Annotated in this window: 15 protein-coding genes and 1 tRNA gene; 3 read left to right on the plus strand and 13 right to left on the minus strand. The window is 50.8% G+C overall.

Going from position 1 to position 22384, the window contains the following annotated elements:
• Nucleotides 1-11: 11 nt before the first annotated feature.
• The 13 genes from DACE_RS09980 to DACE_RS10050 form a co-directional block, all read right to left on the minus strand.
• On the minus strand, nt 12-1307 hold the full coding sequence (locus tag DACE_RS09980; protein WP_006000874.1) for an acetate kinase: 1296 nt from the start codon (nt 1305-1307) through the stop codon (nt 12-14).
• 75 nt (nt 1308-1382) lie between these two features.
• Nucleotides 1383-3311: a selenocysteine-specific translation elongation factor gene (selB, locus tag DACE_RS09985; protein WP_006000875.1), complete on the minus strand. Its 1929-nt coding sequence runs from the start codon at nt 3309-3311 to the stop codon at nt 1383-1385.
• Nucleotides 3312-3488: 177 nt separating this feature from the next.
• Nucleotides 3489-3584 (minus strand) — tRNA-Sec (locus DACE_RS09990).
• 433 nt (nt 3585-4017) lie between these two features.
• Complete coding sequence (locus DACE_RS09995; protein WP_006000876.1) at nt 4018-5565, minus strand: glycine betaine uptake BCCT transporter; 1548 nt, start codon at nt 5563-5565, stop codon at nt 4018-4020.
• Nucleotides 5566-5711: 146 nt separating this feature from the next.
• Complete coding sequence (grdH, locus tag DACE_RS10005) at nt 5712-7025, minus strand: betaine reductase selenoprotein B (protein WP_081449993.1); 1314 nt, start codon at nt 7023-7025, stop codon at nt 5712-5714.
• Nucleotides 7026-7061: 36 nt separating this feature from the next.
• On the minus strand, nt 7062-8390 hold the full coding sequence (locus DACE_RS10010; protein WP_006000881.1) for a glycine/sarcosine/betaine reductase component B subunit: 1329 nt from the start codon (nt 8388-8390) through the stop codon (nt 7062-7064).
• Nucleotides 8391-8449: 59 nt separating this feature from the next.
• A complete protein-coding gene (gene grdD / locus DACE_RS10015) occupies nt 8450-9622 on the minus strand; it encodes a glycine/sarcosine/betaine reductase complex component C subunit alpha (RefSeq protein ID WP_006000883.1) in 1173 nt (390 codons plus the stop codon).
• An 11-nt stretch (nt 9623-9633) separates the two neighbouring features.
• On the minus strand, nt 9634-11172 hold the full coding sequence (gene grdC, locus DACE_RS10020; protein WP_006000885.1) for a glycine/sarcosine/betaine reductase complex component C subunit beta: 1539 nt from the start codon (nt 11170-11172) through the stop codon (nt 9634-9636).
• A gap of 156 nt (nt 11173-11328) precedes the next feature.
• The gene (gene grdA / locus DACE_RS18710) at nt 11329-11802 is read right to left on the minus strand and encodes a glycine/sarcosine/betaine reductase complex selenoprotein A (RefSeq protein WP_081449992.1); all 474 of its coding nucleotides are present in this window, start codon (nt 11800-11802) and stop codon (nt 11329-11331) included.
• 18 nt (nt 11803-11820) lie between these two features.
• Nucleotides 11821-12138: a thioredoxin TrxA gene (trxA, locus tag DACE_RS10035; RefSeq protein ID WP_006000888.1), complete on the minus strand. Its 318-nt coding sequence runs from the start codon at nt 12136-12138 to the stop codon at nt 11821-11823.
• Nucleotides 12139-12153: 15 nt separating this feature from the next.
• A complete protein-coding gene (gene trxB / locus DACE_RS10040) occupies nt 12154-13137 on the minus strand; it encodes a thioredoxin-disulfide reductase (protein WP_006000891.1) in 984 nt (327 codons plus the stop codon).
• A 340-nt stretch (nt 13138-13477) separates the two neighbouring features.
• On the minus strand, nt 13478-14905 hold the full coding sequence (locus DACE_RS10045) for a sigma-54-dependent transcriptional regulator (protein ID WP_040366942.1): 1428 nt from the start codon (nt 14903-14905) through the stop codon (nt 13478-13480).
• On the minus strand, nt 14905-16620 hold the full coding sequence (locus DACE_RS10050) for a transporter substrate-binding domain-containing protein (protein ID WP_040366945.1): 1716 nt from the start codon (nt 16618-16620) through the stop codon (nt 14905-14907). Before DACE_RS10050 ends, DACE_RS10045 begins: the two co-directional genes overlap by 1 nt.
• A 657-nt stretch (nt 16621-17277) precedes the next feature.
• Between DACE_RS10050 and DACE_RS10055 the strand changes: the two genes are divergently transcribed.
• From DACE_RS10055 to DACE_RS10065, 3 genes are all read left to right on the plus strand, one after another.
• The gene (locus tag DACE_RS10055) at nt 17278-18120 is read left to right on the plus strand and encodes a sulfide/dihydroorotate dehydrogenase-like FAD/NAD-binding protein (protein ID WP_006000897.1); all 843 of its coding nucleotides are present in this window, start codon (nt 17278-17280) and stop codon (nt 18118-18120) included.
• 12 nt (nt 18121-18132) lie between these two features.
• Nucleotides 18133-19545 (plus strand): NADPH-dependent glutamate synthase, encoded by a 1413-nt coding sequence (gene gltA, locus DACE_RS10060; RefSeq protein ID WP_006000898.1) that lies wholly within the window; start codon nt 18133-18135, stop codon nt 19543-19545.
• A gap of 569 nt (nt 19546-20114) precedes the next feature.
• Complete coding sequence (locus DACE_RS10065; protein WP_155809089.1) at nt 20115-22262, plus strand: hypothetical protein; 2148 nt, start codon at nt 20115-20117, stop codon at nt 22260-22262.
• The last annotated feature ends 122 nt before the right edge of the window (nt 22263-22384 follow it).

The raw sequence follows: 22384 nt of genomic DNA on the forward strand, positions 1-22384 counted from the left end.
CATAAGCTCCTTTATGCAGTGAGACGTTGACTTTGCACGACCTCCTCGCTTTCTGTGTCGTTGCTGGAGAACGTGTACGGAAAGGTCAAATGGTCGCTATAGGTTCCTTCGAGAATGCCAACGACATCCTCGGTGAAAACAAGTTCTTCATCGGTGGGGATGACAAAGACTTTGATCTTGGATTGGGCTGTGCTGATGAGGGTCTCACCGCTTTTTGTGAACGTTTTCTTGTTCTTTTCGATGTCCAGCTCAATTCCCAATGATTCGAGGCCTTCGAGGGCTTTTTGGCGAATCAGGCTGGCATTTTCGCCGACGCCGGCGGTGAAGACGATGGCATCAACCCGACCAAGTGCCGCAAGGTAGGCACCGACCTGTTTTTTCAGGCGATAGCTTTCGATCTCCAAGGCCAGTTGACATCGCTCGTCGCCAGCCTCGGCCCAGTCGATGACATCACGGCGATCTGTGTATTTGCCGGTAATGCCGAGTAATCCGGATTTTTTGTTGAGGATACTGTCGATGGATTTGGCGCTGTGGCCTTCCTGCTCCATAATGAAGGCGGGAATCGCTGGATCAATATCACCACAGCGGGTGCCCATGACGGCACCTTCAAGCGGGGTTAATCCCATGGTGGTATCGACAGAAATACCACTTTGGATGGCGCAGTGAGAAACACCGTTGCCGATATGCATTGTGATGAGATTGCAATCTTTTTGGGGTTTGCCCAGTAATACGGCCGCCCGTTTGGAGACATAGAGATGGCTCGTGCCATGAAAACCATAGCGGCGGACACCGTGTTTTTCGTACCACTCGTATGGAACCGGGTAGAGATAGGCCTTTTCAGGCATACTTTGGTGAAATGCGGTATCAAAAATCGCCACATGAGGAGCATTCGGTAAAATAACCTGGGCGGCTTCAATTCCGGAAATATTCGCCGGGTTGTGCAATGGAGCCAGGTGTTGAACCTCTTTGATCCCCTCGATGACTTTGTCGTTGATAAGAACCGAACACGTGAATTTTTCACCGCCATGAACAACGCGATGACCAACGGCGGAAATCTGACTCATATCCGTTACCACCCCATGGGTCGCATGGGTGAGGGTCTTGACTATCAGATGAATGGCCGTTTCGTGAGTAGGGCAGTCGTATTTTTTACGATAGTTTTCCCGTCCGGGAACCTCGTGGACGATGAAGGAGTCTCCTATGGTGACTCTTTCGACAACGCCTTTGGCGATGACAGTTTTCTTGTCCCAGTTGTAAAGCTGATACTTGAGGGAGGAACTGCCGCAGTTCAAAGCTAGGATTTTCATGTGATCAATTCTCCTCGATCTTATTAAGCAAGAGTGGTAATACCCTGATGCTAAAAGTTATCTGCATCACGATGGTCAGGCACAAAATCGGTTTTCCGGTAATTTCCAGGCAACGCGTTCGTCACCACGGCGGATGGTGTATTGCCGTTCGTCAAAATGGTCGAGCAGGGCTTTTGTTTGCTTTCTGGCGCTGCCGAGAATGTCGCGAAATTCGGCGAGTGTCAGGGCGCTGTGGTCTGCAAAGTGTTGTTGCAGCGCCAGCAGACTTTTTTGGTAAATCTCTTGATGAAAGATCGTTTCTTCGTTGAGACGTACGAGAACGCCGGTTCCCAAAAGGTAAGCCAGATATTCTTCTGCCTCAGTTATGGGGAAGTTCAGGTTGTCGAGCACTTCGGACCAAATTGGGGTTTGGGTTCCTGCACTGATGTATATCTCGACGATCTGCTGAATTTTCTGACGCTGATTTTCAGTGGGTGTAGGCGAGAATCCGGCATTCTTAATCCATTCTCCGATCTGTTCGAGTTTTGCCGTTTCTGAAAGGGTATTGAGTAATTGGTCAAAGCCCTTGAGCGCAAGCTTGGCAGGGAGAACACTTTTGAGCGTTGCTCGTGGAATCCCCGGCAACAATGGATTGTTCTGATGATAGTTGTAGACTTCTTTGGCTAGACGGATCTGCCAGGAGCGTTCCGTTTCGTACGACAGCCATTGATTGCCGAGCAATGTCACCTTTTTTTCCTGCTGTAATGTCTCCAGTAGCTCCGTTACGCGTTCCCTGCCAAGGCCTGAGACTGTTTCAAGCTCTTTTTGCTTCATGGGGCCCAAAGAGGTAACTTTTTGAAACAGAAACGCTTTTTCTCCCGATTCAAGCTCGGCCAAAGCTTCAATGATTTCTTCGCGAAAACGACGGTGTTTGACAGGCTTGGCATCAAGTACTTTGCCTCCACCTATTGTGGTCATCGGGGAATAGGAGCGGATGATGAAACGGTCTTCGCGGTGGGCCACCAGGGGACGCTCCAGATGAATCTGGGCGACGACGCTCTCTCCGGGCTTAAGTTCATCGCGATCAAGCAGGGCGACCAGGCCAACGACCCGTGCTGTCCCCAGGTAGACATGTACCGGGGCACGAAATTTAAGGGGCCGCGAGGCGCTTTCCAGCAATGACAGGCGTACATCGATACGTTGCGTCTGCTCAAAGACGCCTGGTGAACAGATCACCGAACCGCGCTCCAGCTTGGATCGGTCAAGACCCGCAAGGTTGAGGGCAACGCGTTGTCCCGCAAACGCTTTGTCAACTCTTTGGCCATGCACCTGAACTTCACGGACACGGATAGTGTCGCCGGCAGGAAGAGCATCGACACTGTCTCCAGCGTGAATCTCACCTGAAAGTAAGGTGCCGGTAATCACAGTGCCGAATCCATCGACGGTAAAGTGACGATCTACCGGCAGGCGCAACAGGCCGTCGCAGTTTTTTGCAGGTAACTCTTCAATGGTTTTCTGAATGGTGTGGCGCAGTGCGTCAATTCCTGATCCGCTGACAGAGGAGACGCGGCGAATGGGAGACTTGTGTAAAAATGTGCCTCTGACTTTTTCGCGAATCTCTTCCTCGACAAGCTCGATCCAATCTTCCTCAGCCAGATCACACTTGTTCAAAACGATAATGCCGCGGCGAATTTGTAACAATTCGAGTATCTCAAGATGTTCATGGGTCTGCGGCATCATCCCTTCCATGACGTCGATAACCAGCAACACCAGGTCGATACCGCCAATGCCAGCCAACATGTTGCTGATAAAACGTTCATGGCCGGGAACATCTACGACACCGGCGACTTGGCCGTTGGGTAAGGTAAAAGGGGCAAAGCCGAGGGTGATGGAGATCCCTCGTTTTTTTTCTTCCTGAAGACGGTCTGTCTCTGAACCGGTGAGAGCATGAATCAACGCGGTTTTCCCATGATCTACATGGCCGGCAGTCCCGATGATGGCGTGACGATCTTTGGATGCGTTCATGGGCAGAGTCCGTTTCTAGCCTCTTGGCTCTGTGGCGGTTGTATGTTCCGTTGAGGGATGAACATAAACAGGATATGACGCGTGTAATCTCTTTTGATCATGGTCATCCCTTTGCTCGGTTGGTGTGGTTGTAACCACCGCCATTTCTCTCAATACGCGATTTCTTTCCACTGATATTGGCGGGAGTAGATGGGAATCGAACCCACCGGGGATGGGATGCACCCCCCATCGGCTTTGAAGGCCGTGAGCGCCACCAGGTTACTAGCTACTCCCTCATGCGTTGCTTTCTTACGTTTTTTTCACGCCACTGATCGTCTGAATGTCCTTGAGATCATGGCTGCTTGTTGAAGATTAAAGATAGCAAGGGGGGTGCCAATGCCATTTCACAGGTATAAGTATTGATAATAATAGGAGAAATGATATTTGACGTAGTGATGGATCGGGAGGTAAAGGGTATAGCCTGCGCTATGACAAAGAAGATGTGATGGAGGCATAGTTCCATGAAAACAGTATGTTAGCGCGTTATAGGACACGCTATAGATCATAGTGTTTTCTATGGCGTTTTCCTGGCGTCGACCGCTTGGTATGGTTTCAATGGAGAATAGCTGTGTCGCAGAGACAAAAAAAGCGCCTCCACGACAGGTCGTGATGGCGCTTTTTCTGATTACGATAGCATTGAACCCTTGAGGGCTTGAAGCCGCTTTTCTTAGGGTTCAGTCACCTTTTTAGGGGAAGGAACGTGTAGTTCTCTAACCCTCTCATCAACAGGAAGTTTCTCTTCTTTGAGTGCTTTCAACAGTGACACACAGGCTGCGAGCATGATGAGTATAAAAGGGAATGCGGCAGCCACCGAAATTGTCTGCAGCGGTTTTAACCCTCCGGCAAGCAATAGTACGGCTGCCAGCGCAGATTGAACCAGTCCCCAGAAAATTTTCTTTTGGTTTGAGGGGTTCAGGTCTCCACCACTGGTAAACATACCCAGAACAAACGTGGCAGAGTTAGCCGAAGTAATGAAAAAGGTGCAGAGCAAAACGATGGCGACCATCGACAGTATCCAGCCCAGCGGATACTTTGCCATGACAACAAACAGGGCAGATTCAGGAGCGCCGGCCAGTCTGGCCAGTTGCTCCAGTCCCAGTGAGTCCATCAAATTCAGGCCAAGAGTTCCGAATACGGCAAACCACAGAAATGATGCCATCGCTGGAGCGACCGTCACACCGATAATGAACTCCCGGATGGTGCGTCCTTTGGAAATGCGTGCGATAAATGAACCGACAAAGGGAGCCCAGGCGATCCACCATGCCCAATAAAAAACGGTCCAACCGTTGACCCAGGAATTGTCGCCATAGGCTTTGATATTAAAACTGCCTTGAATGAAAGTGCTGATATAGCCGCCAAATCCCGAAAACAACGCGTTAAGAATCTTAACCTTCGGACCGACCAAAAAGGCCAGGATGATAAAGGTTGCAGCTAAAAACAGGTTGATATCACCAAGGACTTTAATCCCTTTGTTTACACCACTGACAGCAGTCCAGATGAAAATAACGGTAACGACCGCAATAATGATCAGGGCAACCGTGTTGTTTTCAGGGATTTTGAACAGTGAATTAAATCCACTGTTAATCTGTAGCGTGCCCAGACCCAGCGAGGTGGCGACTCCGGCCACTGTTGCGAAAACAGCCAAAGTATCGACAGTTTTACCGATAGGACCACGAACTCCCTTTTCACCAATTAACGGCAGGAAAAGACTGCTGATCAGGCCAGGTGCACCTTTTCTAAACTGAAAATAGGCCAGTGCCAGACCGATAATGCTGTAGTTGGCCCAAGGGTGGAAGCCCCAGTGTTTAAACGATGCTCTCATGGCAAACGCTGCTGCTTCGGGAGAGCCGGGCTTCAGTCCCGGCGGGGCAGCCAGGTGGGAAATTGGCTCGGCAACTCCCCAGAATACCAGGCCGATTCCCATGCCGGCGCCAAAGAGCATGGCAAACCAGGAAGAGGTGCTGAATTCCGGTTTTGAGTCATCGGCTCCCAATTTGATCGAGCCGTATTTACTGAAGGCCAGCATCATGGCAAAGACCACGAAAATAAACATGGAGGCCAGATAGGCCCAGCCGAAGTTGTTTGTTAAAAAGGCGAGCAGGTTATTGCCGAATGCTGAAAAATGTTCCTGTGCTGCGATACCCCACGCAAGAATCACTACGACAATTCCTACGGAAGCATAAAATACTGTATTATCTTTTTTTCCATCAGCCATCTTAAACTCCTGACTTCCCGGCGTTCAGATGCCGGAAGGGTTATTTTATGGTGGTGCATGGAACGTGAAGCTCTTTGGGCAGATGCCCGATCCAGTGGCATTGGTACACCACCGAATCGGGCATCTTTGACGGTTGACTGCTGTTTTTAGATTTTGACTTTAAAAACAGTTTGCTCTTCGATGTCTTGCGCCAGAGCGTCCAGAGCTACCTCAACCCGGTGACGGCGCAGTTTTAACTGCTCTTCCTGCGAAGTCGCAGGATCACCGAGAGGATAGGGGATAGAGATTGTCGGAACGATTTTGTTGGCGCCAACGGACTTGGCGACCGGGATCAGGTTACATAGGATAACAACCGGGAAACCTGCTTTTTCTACTTCTTTGACCATCGTTGCACCGCAACGAGTACAGGTACCTCAAGTGGAGACCATCAGGACAGCATCGACCTGGGCCTCCTTCATGTGGACAACAATTTCCTGAGCCATGCGGCGTGCCTCGGCTTCGGTCGTTCCTGTTCCAACGGTTGAGTAGAAGTCTTTGTAGAGTTCGCCGATCTTGCCCTCTTTTTCAAAAGCGCGCATTACATCGACCGGCATGATGACGTTGGGATCGGCATCGGCCGCCGCCGGGTCAAAACCGGCATGGATGGTTTTAAACACGCCGGACTCCAGGCGATCCATACCGCTGATATCATACTTACCCCAGCGGGTTGCCGAAGCAGATTGAATCTTGTCCGGGTTATCGACGGGCACAATGCCGCCCGTGTTCATCAGGGCAATGCGTGCTTTGGACAGATCAGTAACCGGCTTGGCAATTTCAACCCGGTCCGATTTAGGAATGGGCAGTTCGGTCTGGTAGTTTTCGCCACTGAGCTTCTTTTGCAACATTTCAACTGCGCGAATGGCGGCTGGGCGAGCTTCTTCAGGCCAGAACTGATGACGAATTCCGCGAGGGAAAAACTCTTCAGCTGCGGCACGCAGCATGGTTTCACCAGCGAGCAGCTTGTCGCCGATATTGGCCATTTTTTTAATGTCTTTACGCATCTTGGCCGCAATGTGGCCACCCTCAGCGATGTAGAGTTCTTTTTTGAACATCAGTACACCGGGGTTCTCCACATGCATGGAACTGACGGTTTCAACACCGAATTTCTCTTTGACAGCGCGGCAGATGAAACCGCAGGCACTGCCGTAACGACCGGCCTGAAATGCCGGACCGGCGAAGAAGATATCGAACTCGATCCCTTCCAAGCCTTCGAGAATGCGTTTTACCGCTTCTTCCTGATTGGAACCGATAAAGTTATCACCACAGATGACGGTGTGAGTAACTTCGGCATTTTTGAGCTGCTTGTCGAGTTCCAGAGCGGGACCGACAAGACCTTCACGGATTTCCGGTTCGAAATCGGCTTCTGTTTCGCCACCGACACCAGCAAAAAACTGGTTAATGTACAGAACTGCTTTTTTCATAGCTTTTCCTCCATGGGGTGAAAAAGGGGGAGTTATTTAAAATTCCGTCATGGTTTTTGGAGACCAGCCAGAGACTTGATCACCGCAGAACATGGCGTTGTTTTCCATGATGATGGAGCCGTCCTCTTTTACGGAAGAACCGAGGATCTCATCGCCACTCCAACCACCGGAGAGGCCATCTCTGGACAACGCTTCCAGTTCGCCGATGACACGCTCCATGGCGGGCAGACGGATCAGCTGGGAGACGTTGCCGCAGGAAACAATGGCGTTGGCTTTTTCGTCCAGAGCGACCAGCGGCTGGCTCTGGCCGTCGCGACCGGTACACTCGTTGGTGACACCGACGGTTTTGACTCCGGCATCTTCCAGAGCGACAAAGCAGGCGATGAAGTCGGCATCGGGGTTGCCATAGCCTTCTTCCGCCAGGATCGCGCCATCAGCACCCAGAGATTTGGCGATCTGGGCGACGTACAGGGCAGAACGCTCTTTTTGCTCCAGGGAAACGTTGAGGTTGGACATGATGACGCCGAGGAAGTTGACGCTTTTGCCGTGCTCTTTGTAGAGCTCTTTGATGGTCGGGTTGTTCTGGAAATCATAGGTTGACCATTTGGATGAGCAGGGCATAAACGAACCGGAGATCAACGCACCGTCAATGATCTCGTTGGGATGCATCAGGGTCGGCAGGTAGTTGTTCATATCCCAGCCGTAGACCAGATCGTTGTAGCCGTCTTCTTCCATCTGGGATTGACCCTGCAACACATAAACCACGGAGGGCAGAGCGTTGACTTCGGCGCTACGTTTGGTGATGGCATCCAGTTCGTATTCTTCAATGTCGTCCGGTTGCAGCTCTTTGACCGCGTTGCCGAGATACTCGGCCAAACGGTGCGCTCCCCAACGTAATGCCCGGTTTTTCTTTTGTTGCTCATGGCGCTCAAATTCCTCATCGGTGTCGGCAACCAGGCAGATATTGATCAAGCCGGAGAACAGGCTGTATTTGGCGCCTTCGCCGGACATGTCGATGAGGCCATCGCCGAAGCTGCCCCAGTGCTCGCCAACTGCCAGCACGCTGCAGCCTTTCAGAGCATGGGTGCGGCCTTCGCCGACAGGGTGGACTTCGCCGGTGACGCCGGGGAATAGGGGGTGGTCTGCATTGACACGGCAGCGAGGCTCAATGGCTTCTTTGACCGGAACAATGCGAATGCTCTCACCTGGTTTGGCGATCTCGATATCGCACGTGGTGATATGCTCATCTTCTTTGATGTAATCGATAGCCGCTTGCTTATCGATGATCAAAGTACCGTTGGAAAACGATGTCTCTGTGCCGAAGCACACATCCTTTACATGGAAATTACCAATTTCTAGTTTCACTTTTCGGGCTCCTCTCATAGTTTTGGTCTGACGAAAAACGATTCAGTGGGGCGTATGTTCTAAGCGCCCATCAGTCCTTTTTCCTGCAGAATCGCTTTGGCCTGTTCCACCTTCTGGTCGTTGACGAGAACGATAGGTCCGGTGCATCCCATGCCACTTTCGCCGTATATCCCGGCACTCCAAAGAACCTGCACCGCATCATCAAGGTCCATGATGTCAATGCCCGAAATCGAGCTGGTGACGATCTCTTTGGGGGGAGCCGCGACCTCTGTTACCGGTTCACTGTTCTTCTTACTGTCTTTGTCCAAGCTGTCCAAAATGGCATCAAGCTTTGCCGCTTTTGCTTGGGAAAATTCCTGTTTGCAGATCTCGGCCAGACCGCCAAGAGCCAGGCTGGCCCCATAGCGGATGGCATTAGCGACCACGGGAATCCCTGAGGCTCTCGACAGGATCAGAATGTTGCGCTGATACCCTTCGCCGATGCCGGGACCGTAACCACTGCCGAGGGCCTCATAGCTGCCCCCTGTGGTGTATGACGAGAACGTTTTCATCAGGATGTTTCCGGTCAACGAATCGGTCACCATGACGTCCACGGTTCCGGTGAGCAGGTCGTTGCCCCGCATCACCGCACCGCCGTCGGAACGCATGGATTCCGAAAAACGCACTGGATAACCGTTGCTGTCGAGCTCTTTCAATGCACGCTCGACCTGGCGAGCCCCATCGACATTCAGAATGCCGACGCTGGGTTCTTTGATGCCGATTGCCTTGGCGGCAATGATGCCGTTGAGGGCATTTTTAACCATCGCCTTGGCGCGATGTGCCGAGGTGGTACCGGTGGTGGTTGCCAGCAGCATCTCCTTGCCCGTACCGGGCGTGACCACCCGGCCTACGGTGGAAACACCGATGGGGAAGTTGTAATGCATGGTGACGCACGCTTGCAGGTAGCCGGAATCGAGTAGCTCATCCATTTTGGCGTGAGCCGCTTCCTCCGAATCGACCTCGACCACCTGTAGATCCGTGTCTGTCTGAGGGCCGATGAGAACCACTTCAAAGTTTGCCGCATCGCGTGCGGCAAGTTCGGCACCCCGAACCAGGTTATCGACACCATGTTCGCTGCCTAAAGTTGTGAGTCCCACCTTGACTTTGGCGCCAAACTGTCCTGATTCGATGGCTTCGGCGAGGTTAAGAAACGTTTTGCCGATCAGTTGTTTTATTGCTGTATTTTCACTCATGATCCACCCCCTTATTCGCTCAGTAGATGGGAGGCAAAATCTTTCATGGTTTCGGCAATCAAGTTCTTGATTTCATCTTGGGAAACGGCCTGTTGGTCGGAGGCAACCTGGCCGCTGTTTCTTTCGACGATGATAGAGACACCATCAAAAAGGTTGGTCATGCGGCCCAGGAACAGGCTGCCTTTACCGATGATCATGGTGCGGTTCAGCTCACCGGTGGTCAGATCCTCACGGGCAAATCCAAGGTAGGGAACGCCTGAGGGAATATGACCCTGAGTCGGTGCCCAGCCGGGCATACCGTTTTTTTGAACGAAACCTAACAGCTCGGTGCGCTCCAGCTCCTGGCGCTTGACAGCGAGGGCGGCAATCATCTTGTAATTCGCCTCGGGCACATCACCTGCGCCAGCCGGCTTGGTGACATCGGGGTTCTGCATTTCAACGGAGTACTTGTCGATGTCGGTGATTTTCAAACCAGCTTTGTCGAGGGGAGCCGTGACCAGTGCAGTAATGACCGCCTGGGGGGAAGAACCGGTGCCGACGGTGTGACGACCGACCAGGTCGGTGCGCAGAACAGGGCTGACACCATCGTTGGCGCTGATCAGAACGGCGAAGCCACCCAGAACATCTTCAAGGACGGGGATCCCTTTTTTGACGTGATCCTTGCCGTTCATTCCGAGTTTGGCGGTGGCGCCACCTGCGACGACAGCGACATTACTGTAGATCCCACTTTTGACCAAAGCTGCTGCTTCAACCAGGGCATGCAAAGGAGCAGCACAGAAACCACGGGTATCGGACCCGGTCGCATTGACCGCGCCGCACATCTCAGCGATTGATTTCGCGAAGTTACCGCCACCACGCTGGTTCATGTCGCCGCAGGCTTCTTCTGAACATTCGATGACGTACTCAATGGTGTCCTTTTCAATACCGGAGTTCTCCATCAAGTGACTCAGGGCCAGCGCGCCGGATGCTTTAACCACCAGGTTCTCGTAGATCACGTGGGCGGACAGGTTCAGGTCGATGTCATGTGCTTTTTTTACACAGCCAACCAGTTGACCCTGGTGATAGATCGCTTCCGCGTGTTCTGCAGTGATGGCGTGTTCGATATTCTTCAGCTCGACACCTGCACCAAGTTTCTCGACGTCACCGGTAAGCAGGGGATGTTGAGAAATCTTCTCAGTGACGGCGGCAACAAAGTCTTTGCTCAGTTGAACGAGGTCGAAGCCATCGGCAATTTTGAGCAGAGCGATAAATTCGTCTTGCGGTAAAATTTCACCGTACTTGCCGGCTCGGGTGGCGTTGGCGATACCATTGGCGTACCAGGGCGTTTCGATGGCCCTGAGATCGTCGGGCGTGATGTTCCCGATGTAGGCTTGGTTTGGTGCATAGCTGACAACTTCTTCGTAGCTACGGATCGAAGCTGAGATGTTTTTGAGATATTCGGAATCCGGATTGATCTGTTTTTCCGACGTCTGGGTTGTCCCGTTGTGGAGGATCATATCCGGGGTGTGAACAAGTACATAGCTGGCATGTTTCAATACTGCATTGTCCATAAAACTCACCTCTAGGTTCGTAATTTGGTTGTAGATTCAATTCTTGCTTCGTGAGCGCGACCACCAAGGTATCGCTCTTCAGAATTCTCCAACCGGTTAAACAAAGGGTGGGCCAATGGTTCAGCCCACCCTTTGTTGTTCCGGCTTTATCGAGTTCTAGAGATACTTGCAGTACTGAGTTCTGATCTCAGTCATCTCTTCGACGATGCTATCGACATCAAGCACCATCTCCATCATCTCGATCTGATCGCTGTAAACCTCTTCAGGGACAGCAGCTTTAAATTCCGGCTCAACTACGTGGTAGACTTTGAGTCCCAACGGGACCCCTGCCAATGAACCTGCGAATGTCGGATCTCCATTAGATACGGTCTCAGCAGCGAGTCCTGCGGACTCCGCTTCAGCCGCGCCGACGAGAACGATGATGTTTTCACCACCAAACTCCTCGGTCATGGATTTCACGCGATTCTGGTTTTCCAGGTCCATGGCTCCAGCAGCCGTTCAGACGAAGCATTCCGTGGAGGAAAAGACTACGTCTGCGCCTGTGTTTTTGAGACATTCGACCACCGCAGGGGCGGGGATACCGTCTCGGTCACCGATGATGATGACCTTTTTGCCGTCAAACATGTTCATCAGGCACGTTCCTTTCTTTTAGATATTTTTTACAATCATTGCGGCGATACTCGCCTTGGTCGCGTCGTCCTTGACGACCTCTTCCATTTTCTCCCCGTTTTTGTAGAGGACGACGGTGGGGAGACCGAGAACCCGTTGGCCAATCGCGAGGCGACGAGCCTTCGAGGTGTTCAATTTGGTGAATTTGACCTGTTCGCCGTATTGCTCTTCAAGCGCTTCAATGTCGGGGAGCAGAGCTTTACAGGGCTCGCAGCCGTCACCGAAGTAATCCACAAGAACAAAACCATCGGCGTCCAAAACTTCTTGCTGAAACGTATCTTTGTCGACAACTAACATGGGTCATAAGCTCCTTTATGCAGTGGCATATTGCTGATCAATTTCGGGCATCAGTTCTTCAAAAACATTCTCGATATACTTGTCCGCCTGCACTGCAGCAATGGAACCATCAGCCGTTGCTGTGACCATTTGACGCAGTGATTTAACGCGGATGTCGCCGGCGGCAAAAACACCGGGAATGTTGGTTTGCATATTGTCGTTGGTGATGATGTAACCGGACTCGTCCATATCGACGATGCCCTTGTACATGTCACTGGTAGGTAAAAAGCCGATAAAGACAAAGATGCCGAAAGTGCCATCGTCTTCGTCGGCGAAGTGCTCGCTCAGCTCACCGGTCACCTTGTTCTTAAACACAACGGACTCGACGATGCCGTCGCCTTTAATCTCTTCAACCGTTGTGTCGAGCAGGAATTCGAGATTGTCGATGTTGCGTGCTTTATCAACGATGGATTGCGCTGCGCGGAATGCGTCACGCCGGTGGACCAGGGTGACTTTGCGAGCGAACTTGGTGAGATACATGGCTTCTTCAATGGCTGATTCACCGCCACCGATGACAAACACCTCAAAACCGGTAAAGAAATCTGCATCGCATGTGGCGCAGTAAGAAACGCCTTTTCCGGTCAATCGAGCTTCGCCCGGACAACCGATTTTTCGTGGTTGAGCACCGTTGGCGATGATGACTGCTTTGGCACGGTATGTTCCTGAGGCACTGTTGATCACTTTTACCGGGCCGCTGAAGTCGACGCTGACGATGTTTTCTTTCTTACGTTCAGCTCCAAAACCATCGGATTGGGCGACCAGCTTTTCAATCAGACCGGGACCGGTTGAACCAGCGTCTGAGGCGGGATAGTTTGCCACTTCATGGGTAATGGCAATCTGGCCACCGGGCTTGTTTTTTTCAAAGATGACCGTTTTCAGTTTTGCCCGTGCAGCATAAAGACCAGCCGCCAGGCCTGCGGGCCCTGCACCAATAATTGCTACGTCATACAATGTTTCCATGTGTACATTCTCCTCACTAAAGGATTGTTTATTCGCATTGCCGTTGTCATAGGTAAGAGCAATGGAAGTGCCAACCGTGATATTTTTAGCTAAGCTATTGAAAACTAAGGACTAATGCGATTTGTGTTTGAGGTTTTACGAAGCGAAAGGCTATAGGGAAAACTATGGATATATGGGGATGAGGGGAAAAGTCTGTTTTAATACAGCAGGTTACGGGTTTATAGTTTTTCAGGGAACTATTTCATATTCTATGGTGTTTGTGTTGGGGGGGGGAGCGGCCAATAAAAAAAGCCCCCACTTTGTCAGTGGGGGCCGGAGGAAACTTCGGAGGAAGTTGATGTTATTCTTGAATTTTTTTTCGCGATCGCTTCAGCCTGTTGCTCAACGAAGGTTGGGTGATTCCCAACATCCGGGCGGCAATGGTTTGATTGCCTTGAGCGCGTTCTATCGCCTCGTCGATCAGGGCTTCAGTGGCCTCGGTCAACGTGGGCAGGTTTTCGCTGGAGGCGAATAATTTCTCATCACCGTCTCTGGAGGGGGGGGCATCCAGTGCGGGTGGCTTTTTACCGATCGCCTTACAGAAGGTTTCCATCGATAATATTTTTGATTTATGGACACTGATCGCATCATAGACCATCGCCCTAAGTTCGCGGACATTGCCGGGAAAGTGATACGATGACAGGAGAGTGACCAGTTCCTTGGGCGGCGTTGGCTTCTTTTTTTCCAGCGACTCTGCGGCTAAGGTCATAAAGTGGTCCAGTAACAGCGGCAGGTCTTCTTTCCTTTCGCGCAGGGCTGGTATGTGTATGTGGTGTGTGCAGAGCCGGTAATAAAGGTCTTTGCGGAAGGTTCCGGCTTTCATTTTTTCTTCGAGACTCTGATGGGTTGCAACGACAATTCTGGCGTTGATCCATTTGGGTTGATCTCTTCCCAGGGGAAAGTACTCCCCTTCTTGTAATAGCCGTAACAGTTTGACCTGCGATGGAATGCTCATGTCGCCGATCTCATCGAGAAACAGGGTGCCGTTTGCCGCTTGCTCGATCATCCCGGGTCGTTCAACCTCCGCTCCGGTAAACGCTCCTTTGACGTGGCCGAAGAGGGTATCGGCAAACACATTGTCGTCCAAACCGGCAACATTGACAGCAATGATCGGTCCACTGCGTCCACTGAGGGTATGAACAGCGCGGGAAAACAGTTCTTTGCCGACGCCGCTTTCTCCGGTAATCAGCACGGGTTGAGAACTGCGGGCAACGGATTCCATATACTGGAAAATTTTTCTGACACCCTTATCTTGGGTGATAATGTCAGCAAAAGCATCATGAGAGTCCAGTTTGTCATTTAAAAAACGATCCTTCATCTGATGATTTTCGTTTTGCAGTTCAATCATGCGGATCGCGCGATGGATCCCCTTGAGAAGACGTTCTTGTTCGTTTGTTTTAACGAAATAGTCAAAAGCTCCCAGCTTCATGCAATTAACAGCTGTTTCTAGCTGGTTCATGCCACTGATCACAATAACGGCAACTTCGGGGTGTTCTTGTGTAATCTGTTTAAGCAGTTCTTCTCCAGAGATGTGGGGCATGGTCAGGTCAAGTAACACCACGCGAATGTTGTGTGTTGCCAGATAGTTCATCACCTGGCGGCTGTCGTCACATTGATGGATGTTGTTAATACCGGCAGAACAGGCTAACGCCATGCTCAGGCCCCGCAGCCACAGTTTTTCGTCATCAACCAGCAATACACCGAATTCAGGATATTTTTCTTCTGTCATCATGCTGCGTTCTCCTTTGCAACAGGTAAAGCCAAGGTGACCTTGGTTCCCTTTCCTGGAGTTGAATTGAACTTGAGTTGGCCGCCGTGTTCTTTTACGATTCCTGCAGAAATAGACAGCCCGAGCCCAGTGCCACCGACTTCTCGCTTGGTCGTGAAGAAGGGATCAGTCAAATGGGGGAAATGCTCTTTGGGAATTCCCACCCCTTGATCTTTGACTTCCAGGCGTACTTCATTGTTGATGTGATAGGTTCTTAAGGTAATCGACTGACCGCGATGTTCCAGGGCCTGACAGGCATTGAGAATCAGATTGATCACAATCTGTTCCAGTCGTTGGGAGCAGCCGTAAATCTTGGGTAAGGACTCTGTATAGTTCTCAACAAAACTGTCGGTTGTTTTTTTGATCGTGTGTTCGGCCAGACGTACCGATGTTTTGACAATGGTATTGAGGTCTAATGGGGTGGTGCAGGTTGGGTCAATGGTGCGCGAAAAGTCTTTTAAATCTTCAACGATGTGTTTAATTCGTTTTGCTCCTTGAACCATTTCGTCAAAAAGCAGAGGCACTTCTTCGCGCATGATGGAATATCTCAACCCCCCGATAGTAAAGTCGCCGGATTCGCGATAGCGTTCTTCCAGGCAGGAGCTGGCCATTTCGTGGGCCTTATGCAACGTGGGGAGGCCCAGAAGTATGCCTCCGATGGGATTGTTGATTTCGTGAGCGACTCCGGCGACGAGAATCCCGAGAGATGCCATTTTGTCGGCTTGAATCAGTTGTTTTTGATGGTGTTGCAGTTCTTTCATAGCCCGTTCTCGTTCGGAGATTTCATGAGCGAGGGCGGCAGTACGCTGGGCTACCTGTTTCTTTAACATGCGTGACCATAGAACGATGACAAAGATGATTAAAAGCAAGGTACCAACAACCGGAGTGGCGTACTTGATGATCTCCATAATCGGCAGAGCCTGAGGCTCAAGTACACCCAGCCAGCGGTGGTGGATTTTCTGATATTCTCCTGTCTTCTTGAGGATCGCCAGCCCTTCGCTGAATTTTCCCATCAAGGCCAGGTTGCCTCGTTTGACGGCATAGCTATAAGGCAGAGAGTCAATATTCATCATAGGAACAATATTCACCAGCCGCATGGTGGAAGACAGAGCTTGAATGGGGAGCTTGGCGGCAGCCAGATAGTCATATTTTTCCGACGCAACTAAGCGCAAGGCTTCACCATAAGAATCAGCGCGAATAAGATTGTTGATTCCTGCAGACTGTAACAGTTCATCGCTGATGGAGCCCTTGAGAACAACCACTGTTTTTTCCTGTATCTCGGATAATTGGGAGATTTTCGGTGTTCCTGAGCGGGACCAGATGGAATATTGGACTACCGAATGGGGTGGAGAGAAGTCGACTTCTTTCGTGCGTTCTGCCGAAAAATTCAGACCCTGCAGAGCATCAATGTCTCCATGGACCAAAGCTTGTCGCATCACATTCCAATTGCCCAGTTGAATCTCGACGTTCATTTCCATGACGCGGGCGATTGCTCTGGTCAGCTCCACATTGAAGCCGGATGGGGTGCCGTTTTTATCGAGAAACTCATAAGGGGGGAAGTCTTGCATACCACCGATAATGACAGGTGGTTTGTCGATGAAAGGACCGGCGTATTCAATCTTTGGAGCAGCCCAAAGTCTTGTAGCGCACAGCGTTACGCCGAGGATTATTGCCATGGTAAGGCTGATTGTTTTTAGCAAAAAAAAGCCGTAAGAAAAGTCACTGCCGCACTGTGTTGCCAGTGCCCTGATAGGGGAGCGGTCTTTGGTGTAGCCTGTACCAGTTAAGCTCACACGGAGCTTACTGGACATTCATACTTGGTATGGGTTCACTGCGACCTCACTTCCTGATTGATGCGCGGGAATGATTTGCGCAAGAGCGCATGATAATCTTTTTATTTAGAAAGTGCTAACCACCTGATTCTTAAGAGAAAGAACGTTCTCTTAAGTACAGATTGCACGGCCCTTACCTCCTTGTCAATAGGAGGATATTGGACAAAACCCCATAGCTTTTTCTATAGACCGCACCTCTTGTTTACATTTTTAAAATTCTTTCTACCTATACATATGCGGCGCAAATGACCAAAAACAGCTATAGCTTATGCTATACCCTTTTGTCGTAATATTAGTGTGTATAAATGATTGAAAACTCTATGATATCAGGCTGTTGCGCGTATACGATATAGGTGGCATGGCTTTTGCTATAAGAAAAGGAAAGACAAAAAAAAGTGTAAAAAGGCCATTTTTTTTAATTCAGCGCAAAAAAAACTGAATTTGAGGTCTTTTTTATTGTCTCTTGTCCTGAGAAGTCATGCCCATATCAAAGGAGATCTGATGTTTGAGGTTCTGAGTAACGAAACCCTGGCCCCTAATTTACACCGGATGACCGTGCGCGCGCCGCGCATTGCCTCTGCTCGTCAAGCCGGTCAATTTGTCATCGTGCGCAGTGAAAAAGGGGAGGAACGAATTCCGCTGACCATTGGTGATGCCGATGTTGAGGCAGGCACTATAACCCTGTTCATCCAGGCTCTTGGCGCTGGGACACAAAAGATTGTCAGTCGGCAGCCTGGTGAGTTTTTGCGCGATGTTGCCGGTCCTTTAGGGATGCCAACTGATATTGAGAAGTGGGGTAAAGTCGCCTGTATTGGCGGTGGCGTTGGTACCGCAGTATTGTTTCCCATGGCCAAGGCTTTGGCGGATCTTGGTAATGAAGTGACCACGATCATTGGTGGCCGATCCAAACCATATATCATTTTAGCCGATGAACTTGCCGAGTTTTCCAGTCACGTCCAGATCACGACTGACGATGGCAGTTTTGGCCAACAGGGCTTTGTCACAACGGCTCTACAGGCATTGATTGATGACCCTGAGCGTCGTCCCGAAGCTGTGTTTGCAGTCGGTCCGGTGCCGATGATGCGCGCTATCAGCGAGCTGACGCGTCCCTACGGGATTAAAACACTGGTTAGTCTCAACCCGATTATGATTGATGGTACCGGTATGTGTGGCGGCTGTCGGGTACAGATTGGTGACGAAGTTAAATTTGCTTGTGTCGATGGCCCAGAGTTCGATGCGCATCAGGTGGATTTTAACAGCTTGATGGATCGACTGACGACGTACCGCGAACAAGAGCAGCACTGTCGCCTTGACGACCAACTCAACGCCCGCAAGGCGTCTTAAGGAGAGCGGAACATGACCAAAGCAATGACGAATAAAGAGAGGCTCGCTATCTCACGGGTCTTGATGCCTGAACAAGATGCTGAAAACCGCAGTCGCAACTTCGAAGAAGTCAATCTCGGCCTCACTCAGGAACAAGCCATTCAGGAAGCCCAGCGATGCCTCAACTGTAAAAACCGCGTCTGTGTCCAAGGCTGCCCGGTACAAGTCTCGATCCCCGAATTTATCACTGCCCTCGCTGAAGGCGACCTGGTGCGCTCCGCCCAGATTCTTCAAAGCGATAACGCGTTACCCGCTGTTTGCGGTCGGGTCTGCCCCCAGGAGACCCAATGTGAAGCCAAGTGTGTTCACGGTGTCAAGGGTAAACCCGTCGCCATCGGCTATCTCGAACGCTTTGTTGCCGACTGGGCCACAGCTAACGCCGATCAGCTTGCTCCCGTCACCCCGGCAGAGCCCAGCGGTAAAACCGTTGCCGTTGTTGGCTGCGGTCCCTGCGGCTTAACCGCTGCCGGTGAACTTGCTAAAGCCGGTCACGCCGTCACCATCTTTGAAGCCCTGCACGACACCGGTGGCGTGTTACGTTACGGTATCCCCCAGTTCCGGTTGCCCAAAGACATTATCGATGTCGAAGTGGCTCGACTGCAACAGATGGGAGTTGAGATCGAGTGTAATGTCATCATCGGAAAAACTCTGACCGTTGCCCAGCTTAGTGAGCAGTACGATGCTGTGTTTATCGGCAACGGTGCTGGTTTGCCTGCCATGATGAACATCCCCGGTGAAAACCTCAAAGGAGTGTACGCCGCCAACGAGTACCTGACTCGCGTTAACCTGATGGGGGCGGGCCAGAGCGAAACTTGCTCGACCCCTGTGCTAAAAGGCAAACACGTCGCTGTGGTCGGAGCCGGTAATACCGCCATGGATTGTGTGCGTACCGCTCGCCGCTTAGGAGCTGAACGGGCCATGATCGTCTATCGCCGCAGCGAAGAGCAGATGCCGGCCCGCGTAGAGGAAGTACACCACGCCAAAGCAGAAGGGGTCGAGTTTGTCATGCTCACCTCGCCGTTGGCTGTTGAAGGAAGCGACGATGGCTGGGTTAATGCGCTGCGTTGCCAGAAGATGGAACTCGGTGAGCCCGATGCTTCCGGTCGGCAGCGCCCGATCGCCATTGACGGCGCTGAAGAAGTGCTTAACGTCGACATTGTTGTCAATGCGTTAGGGACCCGCGCCAATCCATTACTGACTGCCACGGCTCCAGAGCTGAAACTCAATGACTGGGGTAACATCGTTGCCGATGACGACGGGGCCACGGCCTTGCCCGGCGTATATGCCGGTGGAGACATCACTCGCGGCGGTTCGACGGTGATCCTCGCCATGGGCGACGGGAAGCGGGCTGCGGCGGCAATTGATCGCTATTTGACCGGTAAATAGGAGAACCTTGTCTTCAGCTTTTGACTTGCTGCTGGTTGGTGGCACGTCCATTCATTGAAGCCATTGATAGAATTTTTTTGAAACGTGGGATTCTCCACCGTGTTTCAAAAATGTCCCCCAAACATGCACTTCTGGAAAAACGAAAGGGTTGCGCGTCAGCGTAACCCTTTTTGTTTTAATGCCGAATGCCAGATCGGGGCGCCTTCTTTTATGTCCTGTTATTACGGGTGTTTATGTCTTCACCGTGAATTTCTAGCAAGTTTTCCCCTCGTCAATTTGATTTTCTGACAAGACGTTCGATAGCCAATATCAGAAAGAATTGTTTCGCGGAAGCAAAGTCTTTCTGAAGAGATTTCAGGATATGCCTGCGAGAGGGGCTAACGGTATCGTTTTTTCGTAAACCCTTTCTTGGTTGGGAGTTGTCAATGTTGGTTAGCCCATTTGTTGGCTTTCTCATTTATCTACTGAAGAAATCATTTAATTGCGCTCTGTGAATCACTTTGTCGCCCGTTTTAACCGTGTAAAGACGGGAAGATTTCTTCAATAACGCAGACTAGGAAAGGAATGACATGAGAAAAAGGATATTTATTTGGGGGGGAATGGCTGCATTGCTTTTGGGCCTCTCTGCCTGTGGGGGCGGTGGGAGTAGCAGCTCGTCGACGAGCAATGACGGTGCTGAGATGGTCACGGGTGTGTTTGTTGACAGCCCGGTCGCTGGCATTGATTATACGTGTTCCAGCGGTGATTCTGGGATCACCAATGCCGCTGGAGAGTTTTCCTGCCCAAGTGGGGATTCAGTCGAGTTCTTTTTAGGCGGATACTCGCTGGGGAGTTGTGACGTTGATGAGATTGTGTCGCCGTTTGATCTGTATCCTGAGAGTGAGGCAGCTGCGGCAAATGTTGCTCAACTTCTGCAGACTGTTGATGCGGACGGTGACCCCTCTAATGGCATCACTATTCCAGAAGATTTTTCAGAACTTGATGAGACGAGTGTTCTACCAACGAGCCCTGATTTTGATCAAGAAATTGCTGCCGACCTTGGTGAGCCGCTTGTCGATGAAACTGATGCACTTGATCACCTCAATGGCACAGTCTTAACAACACTGTTGGCAGGTCAAACATTCTATACCACAATCTATGATCAAACCGGCACTCTTGAGCAGTGGGTGATCAATGCTGATGCAACGAGCGCGACATGGACAGAGCTGGTTGGTGGCAGCGAGTCTGGAACGGTCAGTTTGACTATTGAAAGCATGTCCTTTACGGCAACAGACAGTGAAGGCTCTTCGACGATGACTGTAGATGTGGTGACCGATACCTATCTGGATGTGAGCGGTGATCCTGGCACACCGGATCGTCTCTATTTTGATCGGACTGCTGCAGAAGATTACTTCCAGGTTGATATTGAGCCTCTGGTTTCAATTCTCGCAGGGCAAACATTTTATACCACAATCTATGATCAAACCGGCACCCTGGAGCAGTGGGTGATCAATGCCGATGCAACGAGCGCAACATGGACAGAGCTGGTTGGTGGCAGCGACTCAGGCACTGTTAGCATGACTCTTGATGGTATGTCTTTTGTCGTGACAGACAATGAGGGGGCTATGGCGCTCACGGTCGACGTCGTGACCGAGACTTATCTGGACGTGAGTGGTGATACTGGTGCACCGGATCGCCTGTATTTTGATCGGGCTGCTGCAGAAGGTTACTTCCAGGTTGCTATTGAGCCTCTGCTCTCAATTCTTGCAGGACAAACATTTTACACGACTCTTTATGATCAGACCGGGACCCTTGAGAAGTGGGTGTTTAATGCTGACGCAACGAGCGCAACATGGACTGAGCTGGTCGGTGGTAGCGACTCAGGCATTGTTAGTACGACCCTTGATGGTATGTCTTTTGTTGTGACAGACAGTGAGGGCGCTATGACGCTCACGGTCGACGTCGTGACCGATACTTATCTCGATGTAAGTGGTGATGCTGGTTCACCTGACCGTCTTTATTTTGATCGGGCTGCTGCAGAAGACTATTTCCAAGTAGAGGACCTCTCGGCTTCAATTCTTGGTGGATGGAGAATTTCTGGTACCGGGGACGATTTTCTGGCGATTAATTTTTATGCCGACGGCACGTACGCCCATATGGAAGTGGATCAAGACGATACGACTGAAATCTCCGGGATGGAGTGGGGAACGTATTCCATTGATGAAACGACTGGCCTAGTGACTGTGGCACAAACTGTTGACTACAATGGAGATACCGGACTGACTGACTTTGTAGGGACACCGGACGTATATGTCGATATCGCAGGAGATGTTGCAACCTTGTCTATTGATTCCGATGGTGATGGAATCATTGACGAGTTGATAACAGCGAGCCGCATTGAATCCAATAGGGTTCTTGGCAGCTGGAGAATTTTTAGTACACCAGACGATTTCCTGGCGTTTAATTTCTATGCCGATGGTACGTACGCCCATATGGAAGTGGATCAAGACGATGCGACCGAAATCTCCGGTATGGAGTGGGGAACGTATTCCATTGATGAAACGACTGGTCTGATGACCGTAACACAAACTGTTGACTACAATGGAGATACCGGATTGACTGACTTTGTTGGGACACCGGACTTATATGTCGATGTTGCTGGAGATGTTGCAATCTTGTCTATTGATTCCGATGGCGATGGAATCATTGACGAGTTGATAACAGCAGAACGGCAATAATAGAACCGAAGTAATCCGTTTCATTGTTTAAAATTTAATATGACGAAGGGCTGCTATCTTATTATGGTAGTGGCCCTTTTTTATATGGCGATTCAGGGACGATGAGACTTGATGCGAGAAAA

It is taken from the genome of Desulfuromonas acetoxidans DSM 684, from assembly GCF_000167355.1.
GTDB lineage: Bacteria > Desulfobacterota > Desulfuromonadia > Desulfuromonadales > Desulfuromonadaceae > Desulfuromonas > Desulfuromonas acetoxidans.